This is a genomic window from Pseudomonas sp. GD03858 (genome assembly GCF_029840925.1).
Taxonomy (GTDB): Bacteria; Pseudomonadota; Gammaproteobacteria; order Pseudomonadales; family Pseudomonadaceae; genus Aquipseudomonas.
In genome coordinates, this window is record NZ_JAOCDM010000055.1 from 1 (window position 1) to 12,595 (window position 12,595).

Here is a 12,595-nt window from a genome sequence, read left to right on the forward strand (position 1 = left end):
GGGCAAAAAAAAGCCCCGGATCCTGTCCGGGGCTTTTCACAGAGCGCTATCGATCAGCCAGCCAAGCGCTTGTCATACACATGGCAGGCCTTGCCTTCCGAGCGCTTCAGCGTGCCGCACGGCTGCAGCTGAACCTGCGTGCTTATACCGATGTAGGTCTTGATCTGCCGCGCCAGTTCACCCACCACCTGCTTGCGCTGGCCTTCGTCCAGGTATTGGCTGTCGCTGCGCAGTTCCACATGCACTTCCACGCTGTCCAGGTTGCCATTGCGATACAAGTGAATCTCATAAAGCTCTGAAAGCTGTTTTATCTTTAGCACCTGTTCCTCGACCTGCGTCGGAAACACATTGACCCCACGGATGATCAGCATGTCGTCGCTGCGCCCGGTGATCTTGTCGATGCGCCGCATCGGGCGCGCGGTGCCGGGCAACAGGCGGGTGAGGTCGCGGGTGCGATAGCGCACCATGGGCAACGCCTCCTTGCTCAGCGAGGTGAACACCAGCTCGCCAAGCTGGCCGTCCGGCAGTACCTGGCCGCTGATCGGGTCGATGACCTCGGGGTAGAAGTGATCCTCCCAGATGGTCGGGCCATCCTTGGTCTCGATGCATTCCATCGCCACGCCCGGCCCCATGATCTCCGACAGGCCGTAGATATCGAGCGCGTCGATGCCCAGGCGCTGCTCGATGGCGCGGCGCAGCTCGTCGGTCCAGGGCTCGGCGCCGAAGATGCCCAGGCGCAGCTTGAGCGCGTGCGGGTCGATGCCCTGGCGCTCGATCTCGTCGGCCAGGTTCAGCATGTACGAGGGCGTGACCATGATGATGTCCGGCTGGAAGTCGCGGATCAGCTGCACTTGCTTCTCGGTCTGGCCACCGGACATGGGGATCACCGTGCAGCCCAGGCGCTCGGCGCCATAGTGCGCGCCAAGCCCGCCGGTGAACAGGCCATAGCCATAGGAAACATGCACCTTGTCGCCTTTGCGCCCGCCGGCGGCGCGGATCGAGCGCGCCACCACGCCGGCCCAGGTATCGATGTCGTTCTGGGTGTAGCCGACCACGGTCGGCTTGCCGGTGGTACCGCTGGAGGCGTGCAGGCGCACCACCTGGTCCTGGGGCACGGCGAACATGCCATAGGGGTAGTTGTCGCGCAGGTCGCCCTTGCCGGTGAACGGGAACCTGGCCAGATCATCGAGGGTTTTCAGGTCGTCGGGGTGGGCGCCGCAGGCATCGAAGCGCTGGCGGTACAGCGGCACATTGGCATAGGCGTGGTTCAGGCTCCAGCGCAGGCGCTGCAGCTGGTGCTGGCGCAGCGCGTCGAGGCTGGCGGTCTCCATCGGGTCGAGCAGGGCGCGTTCGGCATCGTGGTAGAGGTTCATGGTTTCACTCGATTTATTCTTGTCGTGGGCCGAGGCCCTGATGAGTGTCATGGGGCAGCATACTGCCCTTGGCGCGTGGCGTCTCTGGCGGTGGATCAGAGGCGTTCGATCACCAGGGCGATGCCCTGGCCGACACCTATGCACATGGTGCACAGGGCGTAGCGGCCTCCTGTTGTTTCGAGTTGGTTCAGGGCGGTGGTCACCAGCCGCGCGCCGCTCATGCCCAGCGGGTGACCCAGGGCGATGGCGCCGCCATTGGGATTGACCCGTGGATCGTCGTCGGCCAGGCCCAGCTGGCGCAGCACGGCCAGGCCCTGGGCGGCGAAGGCTTCGTTGAGTTCGATCACGTCCATGTCGGCCAGCGCCAGGCCGGTCAGTTCCAGCACCTTGTGGGTCGCCGGCAGCGGGCCGATGCCCATGATGCGCGGCTCGATGCCCGCCACGGCCATGCCGAGCACCCGGCCGCGCGCCTTCAGGCCATGGCGCGAGGCGGCTTGCGGGCTGGCCAGCAGCACGGCGCAGGCGCCGTCGTTGACCCCCGAGGCATTGCCGGCGGTGACGCTGCCGCCCTCGCGGAACGGCGTGCCCAGGCGGGCGAGCTGTTCCAGGGTGGTGTCGCCGCGCGGGTGTTCATCCTGCTCGATGCGCCTGGGCGGGCCTTTGCGCTGGGGGATCTCGACCGCCACGATCTCCTGCGCCAGGCGACCGCTGGCCTGGGCCGCGGCGGCCTTGAGCTGGCTGCGCAGGGCGAAGGCATCCTGGTCTTCACGGGAAATGCCGAACTGCTCGGCGATGTTTTCGGCGGTTTCGGGCATGGAGTCGATGCCATGCCGCGCCTGCATCAGTCGGTTGACGAAGCGCCAGCCGATCGTGGTGTCGAACAGTTCGCTGCTGCGAGCGAAGGCCTGCTCCGCCTTGCCCATCACGAACGGCGCGCGCGACATCGATTCGACGCCGCCGGCCAGCATCAGCCCCGCTTCGCCGCAGCGCAGGGCGCGGGCGGCGCTGCCGATGGCGTCCAGGCCCGAACCGCACAGGCGGTTGATGGTGGTGCCGGGCACGCTGATCGGCAGCCCGGCCAGCAGGCTGGCCATGCGCGCCACGTTGCGGTTGTCTTCGCCGGCCTGGTTGGCGCAACCAAGGATCACATCGTCCAGGGTCGCCCAGTCCAGATCGGGATGGCGCGCCATCAGGGCCTTGATCGGTACCGCGGCGAGGTCGTCGGGGCGAACGCCGGACAGGGCGCCGCCATAGCGGCCGACAGGCGTGCGCACGGCATCGATGATCAGCGCATGGGGCAGGGTGACATCAGTCATGGCGGTTCTCCGGTGCCAGCACGGAGCCGCGCACTTTGTAGGACTTGCCGTGGAACAGGGCGATCAGCTCGCCCTGCGGAGTCTCGATGCGCACGTCGTAGTTGCCGGTGCGGCCCTTGCGGCTCTGCTCGCAGGCCACCGCCAGCAAACGGTCGCCGAGGCGTGCTGGCGCCACGTAGTCGATGCTGCAGCCCAGTGCCACGGCGGCTTCGTCGTAGCTGTTGCAGGCGAAGGCGAAGGCCGAGTCGGCCAGGGCGAACAGGTAGCCGCCGTGGCAGGTGCCGTGGCCCTGGATCATGTCGGCGCGTACCGTCATGGCCAGGCGGGCGCTGCCGGGGCCAGCATCGAGCAGTTCGATGCCCAGGCCCTGGCTGGCGGCATCGCGGGCGAACATGGCCTCGGCGCAGGCGCGGGCCAGGGCGGCGGGAGAGTGGTCAGGCATGCAGGCGGCCTCCTTCGGCGTGGATGCGGCGCAGCAGCAGGGAAGGGCGGTAGCGTTCTTCGCCGTAGCTGTGCTGCAGGTTGTCGAGCACGCGCAGGGTGTGGCCGACGCCCAGGCTGTCGGCCCAGGCCAGCGGCCCGCGCGGGTAGTTCACCCCGGCGCACATGGCCAGGTCGATGTCGCCGGGCGAGGCGACGCCTTGCAGCACCGCGTCGGCGGCTTCGTTGGCGAGCATGGCCACGGTGCGCAGCACCACCAGGCCGGGCAAGTCGGCCACCAGGCTGACCTTGAGATCTGCCTGGCCGAGCAGGGCGACGGCCTGGTCAAGGGCGGTGGCGCTGCAATCGGCGCTGTGGCTGATGGCCAGGCGCGTGGCGCTGGCATAATCCAGGGCCAGGTCCAGCAGTACCAGGTTGCGCAGGCCATCCTCCCGTGCGCGCTGGCTGGCCAGGCGCCCGTCGGACAGCGCCAGGGTTGCGTCGCCGACGCGCAACAGGCCGGCACCGGCCTGCTCGGTGACGCCGAGGCCGGCATCACGCAGGCGCTCGAGCAACGGCTGCAGGGCGCCGAGGTCACCTTCGGCCACGCAGTGCTCGACGATTGCCGGACTGCTCACTTGCGTCGGGCGTGGCCGTTCGGCGCCTTCACCGTGCCGATAGAAGCCCTGGCCGGTCTTGCGCCCCAGACGGCCGGCATCGACCAACTCCTTCTGCAGCTGTGACGGCTGGAAGCGCAAGTCGCCATAGAAGGCCTCGAACACCGAACAGGTGACGGCGTAGTTGACGTCATGGCCGATCAGGTCGGTGAGTTCGAAGGCGCCCATGCGAAAGCCGCCAGCGTCGCGCAGCAGGGCGTCGAGCGTGGCGCAGTCGGCGGCGCCCTCCTGCAGCAGGCGCAGGCTTTCGGCGTAGAAGGGGCGGGCCACGCGATTGACGATGAAACCCGGGGTCGAGCGGGCATGCACCGGCTGCTTGCCCCAGGCCCTGGCGGTGTCGTACAGCGTGGCCGCCTGGGCCGGCGCGGTGGCCAGCCCAGAGACGATTTCCACCAGCGCCATCAGTGGCGCAGGGTTGAAGAAGTGCATGCCGACGACCCGTTCCGGGCGTTGCAGCCCGGCGGCGAGACGGGTGATCGACAGCGACGAGGTATTGCTGGCCAGGATGCAGTCCTTATCGCAAAGGGTTTCCAGCTGGCGCAGCAGGTCCTGCTTGATCGACAGGTTCTCGACGATGGCCTCGATCACCAGCCGGGCATTGACCAGCGCGTCGAGCTGGTCGACCGGTTGCAGGCGCGCGCGGATGGCTTCACGGGCGCTGGGCGCGAGCTTGCCTTTTTCCACCAGCCGGCCAAGCTGGCGGTCGATACCCTCGGCGGCCTGGGCGGCAGCACCGGGACGGTTGTCATACAGGCGCACCGGGTGACCGGCCTGGGCCGCCACCTGGGCGATACCGGCGCCCATGGCGCCCGCGCCGATCACCGCCACCAAGGCACCGCTGTCGAGTGCGGCCATGGTCAGCGTCCCTTGAACACGGGCGTGCGCTTGTTCATGAAGGCGCTGACGCCCTCGCGGTAGTCCTCGCTGCGCCCGGCCAGGCGCTGCAGGTCGCGCTCCAGCTCCAACTGCTCGTCGAAGCGGTTGTCATGGCTCTGGTTGAGGGCGCGCTTGATCAGCGCGAGGCCATAGGTGGGCTGGGACGCGAGGTGGCGGGCGAGCTTGAGCGCTTCGTCACGCAGCGCGGCATCGTCCACCACCCGGTGAATCAGCCCCCACTGCTCGGCCTGCTCGGCGCTCAAGCGCTCGCCGAGCATGGCCAGCGCCTTGGCCCGGGCCATGCCGACCAGCCGTGGCAGCAGCCAGGTGCCGCCGGAGTCCGGGACCAGGCCGATCTTGCAGAACGCCTGGATGAAGCTGGCCGAGCGCGCGGCCAGTACCAGGTCGCAGGCCAGGGGCAGATTGGCGCCTGCCCCGGCGGCCACGCCGTTGACCGCGCAGACAACCGGCAGCGGCAGGTCGCGCAGGGCGCGCACCAGAGGGTTGTAGAACTGTTCGATGGACAGGCCCAGGTCAGGCGTGTCGGTGCCTGGCGCGACGTCACGGTCGGCCAGGTCCTGGCCGGCGCAGAACCCGCGACCTTCGCCGGTCAGCAGCAGGACCCGGGCCTGTCCGCTCTGGCGTACCTGCTTCAACGCCTCGCGTACCTCAAGGTGCATGGCGGTATTGAAGCTGTTGAGCTGTTCGGGGCGGTTCAGCGAGAGGAGGGCGACGCCGTCCTCGGCGATGGAAAACAGGATGTGCTCGTACGGCATGACTGGCTCGCTCCGTCAGTCGGTGGAAGGCTTACAGCCCCTGGAACAGGGCTGGACGTTTTTCCTGGAAGGCACGGATGCCTTCGTTGCGGTCGGCGGTGCCGGCCAGCAGGGTGAAAGCGTGGCGCTCCAAGCGCAGGCCGCTGGCCAGGTCCATGTCCTGGGCCTTGAGCAAGGCGTCCTTGGCCAGGCGAACTGCCAGAGGCGCCTTGGCGGCGATGGTGCTGGCCAACTGCAGGGCGCGTTCGACGGTCAGCTCCGGCTGGGTGACTTCGCTGACCAGGCCGGCCTGCAGGGCGTGGCGGGCGTCTATGGTCTCGCCGCTGAGCACCATCTGCATGGCCAGGGGCTTGCCCACGGCGCGCAGCAGGCGCTGGGTGCCGCCTGCGCCGGGGATGATGCCGAGGTTGATTTCTGGCTGACCGAAACGGGCATCGCTGCCAGCGATGATGATGTCGGCGCACATCGCCAGTTCACAGCCGCCACCGAGGGCGAAGCCGTTGACGGCGGCGATCAGGGGCTTGGGGAAGGCGGCAATGCGCTGCCAGCAGGCCACGCGAGGGTCGTTGAGCATGCCGACCAGGTCACGCTCGGCCATTTCGCTGATATCGGCGCCGGCGGCGAAGGCCTTGCGACTCCCAGTGATGACCACGACGCGTGTCTGGGCGTCCTGCTCGGAAGCGTCCAGCTCGCTGGCCAGTTCGACCAGCAACGCGGTGTTCAAGGCGTTCAGGGCTTGTGTGCGCTGCAGGGTGATCAGGCGGACACCTTCCGCCGGGGACTGCACAACGAGGTTGCTTGTCATGGTGAGGCCTCAGGCTGCACGTTCGGCGCCGGTCGGGCCGGCTTTTCTTGGAGTCGCTTGCAGGGATGGGGCAAGTATATGCTTTAAGCGATACGCAAAATCAACATGTAATTGAATTTAAGGTATCTATTGCGGCGCAGCCGTGGGCCGTGAGATGGCTAGCGAGCGCGGTAGAGCTTGCCGATACTTCTAACTATGCGCCGGCATTTCTAGCGAATCGCTCATGGTTTTGAGGAAAGTGATACGCGATTGAAAAATTGACGATACGATTTGTTTTGATACAAGATCAGCGACGAACATGAATCATATGGAGCCAACGCCATGCCTTGCTATCGCCTCGACGGCCTGACCCCAGTGGTCCATCCTTCCGCCTACGTGCACCCCAGCGCCGTGCTTATCGGCGATGTGCTCATCGGCCCCGACTGCTATGTAGGCCCGCTGGCGTCGCTGCGCGGCGACCTTGGACGCATCGTTCTCGAAGAGGGCGCCAATCTGCAGGACACCTGCGTGATGCACGGTTTTCCCGGCGGGGATACGGTGGTGGAGCGCCATGGTCACGTGGGCCACGGTGCGATCCTGCACGGCTGTCGCGTGGGCGAGGATGCGCTGGTGGGCATGAATGCGGTGGTGATGGATGGCGCCCATGTCGCTGCGCGCTCCATCGTTGCCGCCACCGCGTTCGTCAAGGCCGGCTTTCAGTGCCCGGAGCGAAGCCTGGTGGTCGGCTCGCCGGCCGCCGTGAAGCGTTCGCTCAGTGACGAGGAGCTGGCCTGGAAACAGCGCGGTACCGCCGAGTATCACAGCCTGACCCGGCGTTGCATGAGCGCGCTGGTCGAGTGCCCGCCGCTGAGCGCGCCTGAATCCGAGCGCCCGCGCATGGGCGATTCCGGCGTTCGGCCCAAGGCCGAGGGCGGTGCATGAGCCTTGCGCGGTCACGGCAGGCAGGTATAGTCGAGGCTTTAGCCGCGCCTCGTTCCCTCATGAGCAGCCTTGCCCCCCTGAATCACCTGATCACTCGCTTCCAGGAGCAGACGCCGATTCGCGCCAGCTCACTGATCATCACCCTGTATGGCGATGCCATCGAACCCCATGGCGGCACGGTCTGGCTAGGCAGCCTGATCAACCTGCTGGAGCCGATGGGCATCAACGAGCGGCTGATTCGCACCTCGATCTTCCGCCTGACCAAGGAGGGCTGGCTGACCGCCGAGAAGGTGGGGCGGCGTAGCTACTACAGCCTTACCGGCACTGGCCGACGGCGTTTCGAGAAGGCCTTCAAGCGTGTATACAGTGCCAGCCTGCCGAGCTGGGACGGTGCCTGGACGCTGGTGCTGCTGTCGCAGCTCGACGCGGGCAGGCGCAAGGCCGTGCGCGAGGAGCTGGAGTGGCAGGGCTTTGGCGCCCTGGGCGTCAACCTGCTGGGTTGTCCGCGCATCGACCGCGCCGATCTCGCCGCCACCCTGCGTGAGCAGGAGGCCGAAGACGACTGCATCGTCTTCGAGACCCACGCCCAGGAAGTACTGGCCTCCAAGGCATTGCGCGCCCAAGTGCGGGAAAGCTGGAACATCGAAGAGCTGGGCCAGCACTACAGCGAATTCATTCGCCTGTTCCGCCCGTTGTGGCAGGCGATGAAGGACCTGGATTCAGCCAGCCCACAGGAGTGCTTCCTGGCCCGGACACTGCTGATCCATGAATACCGCCGCCTGCTGCTGCGCGATCCGCAATTGCCGGACGAGCTGTTGCCGGGGGATTGGGAAGGGCGCGCGGCGCGGCAGCTGTGCCGCAACCTGTACCGGCTGGTGCAGGGCAGGGCGGAGGCGTATCTGGCCAGCGCGCTGGAAACCGCCGACGGGCCATTGCCCGACGCCAACGCGAGTTACCATCGACGCTTTGGTGGGCTTGGCTGAACGGGCCAGCCCAGCCGGCAGGGCTGGGCTGGTTAAACGAAAGGTTTACTTTTTACGCTGCTCGAACCGCGGCCCCACGGCTTTGGCATCAGCCACTGCGCGCCGGGCATTGTCGCGATGGCGCTCGAAGTTGGGCTCTCTGATGACCGGCTCCCTGCCCAGGTGCGTGTCGATCGCAAGCCCTCTGTGGTCGACTGGCTTGATGTTCAGCGGGTCTACCCAGAAGTTGTTTTCGCTCATTGCCACCCCATCCCGCTCGAAGGCATCCTCGATAAGGCTTATGTAGCCCTCTACGATGACTTCGGCTTTTTCCACTCCGGCCAGAAACTGCTGGACAAGCTCTGCTTTCGTCAGATTTTTGGCCGCTTGGAATTCTTTGATTCCCTTGGGTATCGCAGTGACAGGCAGCGAGATGGGAAGCGTGACGTTCGCTGCGGCATCCAGCGCCTTGTTCAAACCTTGGTTGACACCCTTGTCTATGGCTTTTTCCAGAATGACTTGGGGGTCGGCATAGTGCTTGGCGCTCTCCAGAGCGGAAGCGACAAAGCCCAGGCGTTTCTTCTCGATCTGTTTATCCAGCGAAGTGCTGGGCACCGGCTTGAAAGGGGGCGCGATACTTTTCGCCAGCTCTTTTGCGACAATCCCGCCCACAAGGGAGCCTGCCGGGCCCAGTGCAGAGCCGGCCGCGGCGCCCAGGGCGCTATAGCTCGCGGACACCGGTTCCATGATGATCATCGAAAACGCGCTGTAGGCTATCGTCTGACTTTTGGAGTCAACGAACTGATTCACGTGCCTGCGCGCATCGTCGATGATCTTGGGTGCCGCCTTCAGGGCAACGTACGTATGGTAGAGCTCTTCGCGCGAGAGCGTTGACGCACGCTCGTTGCCTTTGCCCTGCTCGGTCGAGCACAGCCCGGCAACGTCGGTCAGTGTCGTCGGGTTGTTGTGGACCATTCGGTAAAGATTGAGCCCATCGGCGGCGCCTGCCGGATCAGCGCTCAGCCAGCGACCTAGTGTCGGCTGGTAATAGCGATAACCGTAGTAGTACAACCCTGTCGCATCCCGCTCCTTGCCCGCGTAACGAACCATCTTGTAGCGAGCCTCCACCTGGCTGCGCGCGGCCCAGACCGATGTTCCGCCAAATGGGTAGTATTCCTCCTGGGTGATCACCTGACCGTCGTCGTCCAACTCCAGCCCGGCACTGGCGATCAGGTCGCCATGGCTGTAGCGCACTGCATCGTTGCTCAGGCCGTCCGGCATGCCATGCTCCCAGTGCAAGCCGCGTACCTGAGCGCCTCCAGCATCATCATGAAGCACGACATGCAGCGCTTGGGTCAGAGCGTCCGCGCTGCGCCAGCTCTGAAGTTCCAGCAGTGGCAGGTAAAGGGTCCGCTGGTACTGGGCCGCGGTGCTCGAGCATCTCTGGCTGAACTTCTCTATCCGTTGACTGGCAGCGTCGTAGCGGTACGTTTCGCGATCGGCGGCGGCGGTGCCACGAGCGACCTGAACAACCTGACCAAGCTCATCGCGACGGGTCCAGAGCAGGGGCTGCCCTGGCTGCAGGTAACGCTGGCCGCCCGAGGCGAAAAAGTAGCTGTCGACCGTGGCGGGGTCCTCGCTGAGCGCGCGCGATACGGCACGGTTGCTGCGTTCGGAAAGCGTCATGTCGATGGTGTAGCCGGTGTCGGGCGCGGGTGAGCGATGGGTGATGCAGGTCAGGTTGCCGCCCCGGTCATAGTGGTAGCCGCGGGTGTAGTTGGTGTAAGCGCCATCATTGATGGGCAAGGGGATGGTGGGGGACGGAGGGTGCTGGCCCTGGCGTGCGATACCGGCCATCTCGCGACCACTGGCAGCAACCAGCTGGTAGAGGCTGTCGTACAGGTAGTGATTCTCTGGCACCACCTTGCGGTTGTGCCAGAAACGTGTCGCCTGCGCGTCGTTGCGCACACTCAGCACGTTGCCGACCGGGTCATAGTCATAGCGCAGGTCCTGCAGCAGTTTCGCGCCGCTGCGGTGTCCGCGAGGGCGCTCTGTGCTGATGTCCAGGAGCCGCTGTGTACGCGGTTCATAGGTATAGCTGATCACCACCCCGTTACCCTGCTCTTCGCACTGTTTCTGGCCCTCGGCGGAGTAGGTCACAGACCTGAGGACAAGCCGTTCCATGCTGGCGCCCAACGTCATCCAGCTCTGCTGCAGGCGGCCGGCGACATCGTGCCGGTTGCGCCGCTTGTGGCCTCTGGCATCGGTGCGCTCCAGCGCCGCCCCAGTAGCGTCCGCGGTGCTCAGGGTGGCGAAGGGGCAGGGCGCCAGCAAGGCTTCCCAGGCCGACTCGTCCTCGCCCGACCAATCGGCGTCGTTGCCATCGGCGAGCAGCCAGCGGGTCGACGACAGCAGTGCTCCGCTCAATCCCATGCTGTCCTGCTGCACGCGTCCGGCTGTGTCGTAGTGGCTTACCGGCATGCCAGCCTGGTTACGGTCCCTGGATGCCTGGTCATTGCCTGGCCATATGAACCGTTCGCTGACAATCGGCGGTTGCCCATTGACCTGCTCGGAGATCCGCAGCAGGCGCCCGGCCAGCGGAGCTGCCTCGTACCAGCTGCTCCGGCTGACGCCATTGGCGCCGACCCCAGCAGCTCGCGGCCTTCGATATCCTTGAGGCCGAAGGTTCGGCCCGCGTCGACGCTGTCGGTACGCAGCACATCGCCGCCCATCGAGGCATGAAAGGTGAAGTTGGCCGCGCCAGAGCCGGTCCGTTGCAAGTGCTCATGCAGGCGTGGATCGATACTGCTGGCGTGATGCCCCCGGGCATCGTACTGGTGGCGCGTGATGCGCTGGTCGACCAGCTGGGGAGTGTCCGGGTGCCGATGAAAGGCGATCTCGCGTACGCCTAAGCCTCGGTTGCTCCGCACGGTCACCGCCGGGGTGCCCTGATGAAGTGAAAGATCTCTGCTGCTCATGCGACGTTCTCCTTCGGCGGCTGACCGGGTGTCAGCCGCGGCCTGTCCAGGCTACGCAGGCGCTGCGTTGCAGGGAGCGGGGGAAAACTGCCCAAAGTTGTAGCCGCGTTACGCACAGGACTCATTTTGGGGATGCCAACCTCGTTTGCTTTGTTGAGCAGGAAGAGTCAGCTCAACAATGGCGCGGCCAGGCCGCCTAACTGCCATGGCGGCCATCGAGGGGAGGGTGGGCATTGTCCGATGGGGCGAGGTAACGCACAGCGGGTTGAAGAGGCGTTCGGCGCCTGTTGCAATCTTCAACTATAAATCATGAACAAGGACACGCTCGCCGATACGACCTATCACCACTCAAGGTGCTCGCAAATGAAGAATCATGGGCGTTCTTTACTTGTTATCGTGATTGGCGCCTTCGGATTGACTTCAGTGCTTGCGCAGCAGGCAGGCACTCATGATGCAGCCTCGTCCATTGTTGGCTCGGCAAGGGAGATAACCCTGGATCGTGACGTGCTGTCACGGTCATATGACTCCAGCGTAATCGAGTTATTGAAGATGTATGGTGACGAATCTGCCCAAAGGGCCAAAGCCCTTGAAGGCGGGCATCAAGTAGACAGGAGCTTTTTTGGCATTTCCATAGAAGACAGCATTGCCGGCGCCGCGCTGGCAGTCACGATTTTTTTTGCCTTGATACAACTGAGGTCGGCCAGAAAAGTGGAGGCGAACACGCTCACGCTCGAGATCTGGCAGGAGTATCTCGATAGGTATTCGAGCATCGGGAATTGTATAAACTTCTTGAATTCCCCGTCATCCATAAGTTATGCCAACTTTGGCAAGATCCAAGAGACTCGGAACTGGCTGGATGGCCTAGCAATGCTCGGAATGGGGAAACCGCTAATAAACAACTGCATGCTCAGGCGTTTTGGTATCGAGGTGACTTTCCGTGCGTTCATGCGGGCCATGCTCACAGCGCGGTGCCAGTTAAAGTATGCCAATGCGCAAGTGCGACATTCGCGAGAAGGGCTCCTGGAAAGCCTGGATAGAGAACTCTCCAAGTCGCAAAAGATTTATGAATGGCTGGATGTCATAGAGGATAAGCGCCGTGATTGATCTGACAGAAATTACCCACTGCATAAACCAGTTGCAGGACCTTGCGGATGATGTTGAGCGTGAGAATCCTGATGCGTTGTCCGCCGAGCAAATCAAACGCTTCAGCGATGTCGCTCAAGATATTTTCTCGAAGACCGGTAGCTCGCCTGTCAGCGAGAATGACTTCTATGGCAATCGAAAACAACAGCAGGGAACTGCTGACGGCCTCGAGCGAAACGTTGCCGCAAGTATCACTACCTGCCCCTGGTGTCAGGAGCGAATCGAACTGATCAAGCATTAACTCAACTAAATGGATATTTAGTGTAGTTATTCCTCGAAGGAATATTATAAGGGCAGGGTACCAGTCCCTTCGTTGCTATGCGAGTCATAGCCTGTTGCTACTAGCAA

General features: G+C 64.4%; 12 protein-coding genes. 4 read left to right on the forward strand and 8 right to left on the reverse strand.

The annotated features are described in order from the left end of the window. Nucleotides 1-53: 53 nt before the first annotated feature. From paaK to paaF, 6 genes are all read right to left on the reverse strand, one after another. Nucleotides 54-1,373: a phenylacetate--CoA ligase PaaK gene (gene paaK / locus N5D48_RS15300; protein ID WP_279885703.1), complete on the reverse strand. Its 1,320-nt coding sequence runs from the start codon at nucleotides 1,371-1,373 to the stop codon at nucleotides 54-56. A 95-nt stretch (nucleotides 1,374-1,468) separates the two neighbouring features. After that, complete coding sequence (gene pcaF / locus N5D48_RS15305; RefSeq protein WP_279885705.1) at nucleotides 1,469-2,689, reverse strand: 3-oxoadipyl-CoA thiolase; 1,221 nt, start codon at nucleotides 2,687-2,689, stop codon at nucleotides 1,469-1,471. Further along, nucleotides 2,682-3,131 carry a hydroxyphenylacetyl-CoA thioesterase PaaI gene (gene paaI / locus N5D48_RS15310; protein WP_279885708.1) on the reverse strand — a complete coding sequence of 150 codons (450 nt, stop codon included), beginning with the start codon at nucleotides 3,129-3,131 and terminating at the stop codon, nucleotides 2,682-2,684. The genes pcaF and paaI overlap by 8 nt, the downstream gene beginning before the upstream one ends. Next, nucleotides 3,124-4,641: a 3-hydroxyacyl-CoA dehydrogenase PaaH gene (gene paaH / locus N5D48_RS15315; protein WP_279885711.1), complete on the reverse strand. Its 1,518-nt coding sequence runs from the start codon at nucleotides 4,639-4,641 to the stop codon at nucleotides 3,124-3,126. The genes paaI and paaH overlap by 8 nt, the downstream gene beginning before the upstream one ends. A 2-nt stretch (nucleotides 4,642-4,643) precedes the next feature. Next, the gene (gene paaG / locus N5D48_RS15320) at nucleotides 4,644-5,438 is read right to left on the reverse strand and encodes a 2-(1,2-epoxy-1,2-dihydrophenyl)acetyl-CoA isomerase PaaG (RefSeq protein ID WP_279885713.1); all 795 of its coding nucleotides are present in this window, start codon (nucleotides 5,436-5,438) and stop codon (nucleotides 4,644-4,646) included. 31 nt (nucleotides 5,439-5,469) lie between these two features. Next, nucleotides 5,470-6,243, reverse strand: a complete 774-nt coding sequence (paaF, locus tag N5D48_RS15325) for a 2,3-dehydroadipyl-CoA hydratase PaaF (protein WP_279885715.1) — start codon at nucleotides 6,241-6,243, stop codon at nucleotides 5,470-5,472. Between the two features lie 321 nt (nucleotides 6,244-6,564). Here paaF and paaY point away from each other — a divergent pair, with 321 nt between their 5' ends. Continuing rightward, a complete protein-coding gene (gene paaY, locus N5D48_RS15330; protein WP_279885717.1) occupies nucleotides 6,565-7,164 on the forward strand; it encodes a phenylacetic acid degradation protein PaaY in 600 nt (199 codons plus the stop codon). A 59-nt stretch (nucleotides 7,165-7,223) separates the two neighbouring features. After that, nucleotides 7,224-8,147 carry a phenylacetic acid degradation operon negative regulatory protein PaaX gene (paaX, locus tag N5D48_RS15335; RefSeq protein WP_279885718.1) on the forward strand — a complete coding sequence of 308 codons (924 nt, stop codon included), beginning with the start codon at nucleotides 7,224-7,226 and terminating at the stop codon, nucleotides 8,145-8,147. A gap of 45 nt (nucleotides 8,148-8,192) precedes the next feature. Here the strand turns inward: paaX and N5D48_RS15340 are convergent, their stop codons facing one another. Together N5D48_RS15340 and N5D48_RS15345 are read right to left on the reverse strand one after the other, a co-directional pair. Next, on the reverse strand, nucleotides 8,193-10,607 hold the full coding sequence (locus tag N5D48_RS15340; RefSeq protein WP_279885719.1) for an RHS repeat-associated core domain-containing protein: 2,415 nt from the start codon (nucleotides 10,605-10,607) through the stop codon (nucleotides 8,193-8,195). After that, entirely contained in the window at nucleotides 10,598-11,104 is a 507-nt protein-coding gene (locus N5D48_RS15345; RefSeq protein WP_279885722.1) for a hypothetical protein, read from the reverse strand. The genes N5D48_RS15340 and N5D48_RS15345 overlap by 10 nt, the downstream gene beginning before the upstream one ends. A 309-nt stretch (nucleotides 11,105-11,413) precedes the next feature. Here N5D48_RS15345 and N5D48_RS15350 point away from each other — a divergent pair, with 309 nt between their 5' ends. Together N5D48_RS15350 and N5D48_RS15355 are read left to right on the forward strand one after the other, a co-directional pair. Then, nucleotides 11,414-12,208 (forward strand): hypothetical protein, encoded by a 795-nt coding sequence (locus N5D48_RS15350; protein WP_279885725.1) that lies wholly within the window; start codon nucleotides 11,414-11,416, stop codon nucleotides 12,206-12,208. After that, nucleotides 12,201-12,488: a hypothetical protein gene (locus N5D48_RS15355; protein WP_279885727.1), complete on the forward strand. Its 288-nt coding sequence runs from the start codon at nucleotides 12,201-12,203 to the stop codon at nucleotides 12,486-12,488. Before N5D48_RS15350 ends, N5D48_RS15355 begins: the two co-directional genes overlap by 8 nt. The last annotated feature ends 107 nt before the right edge of the window (nucleotides 12,489-12,595 follow it).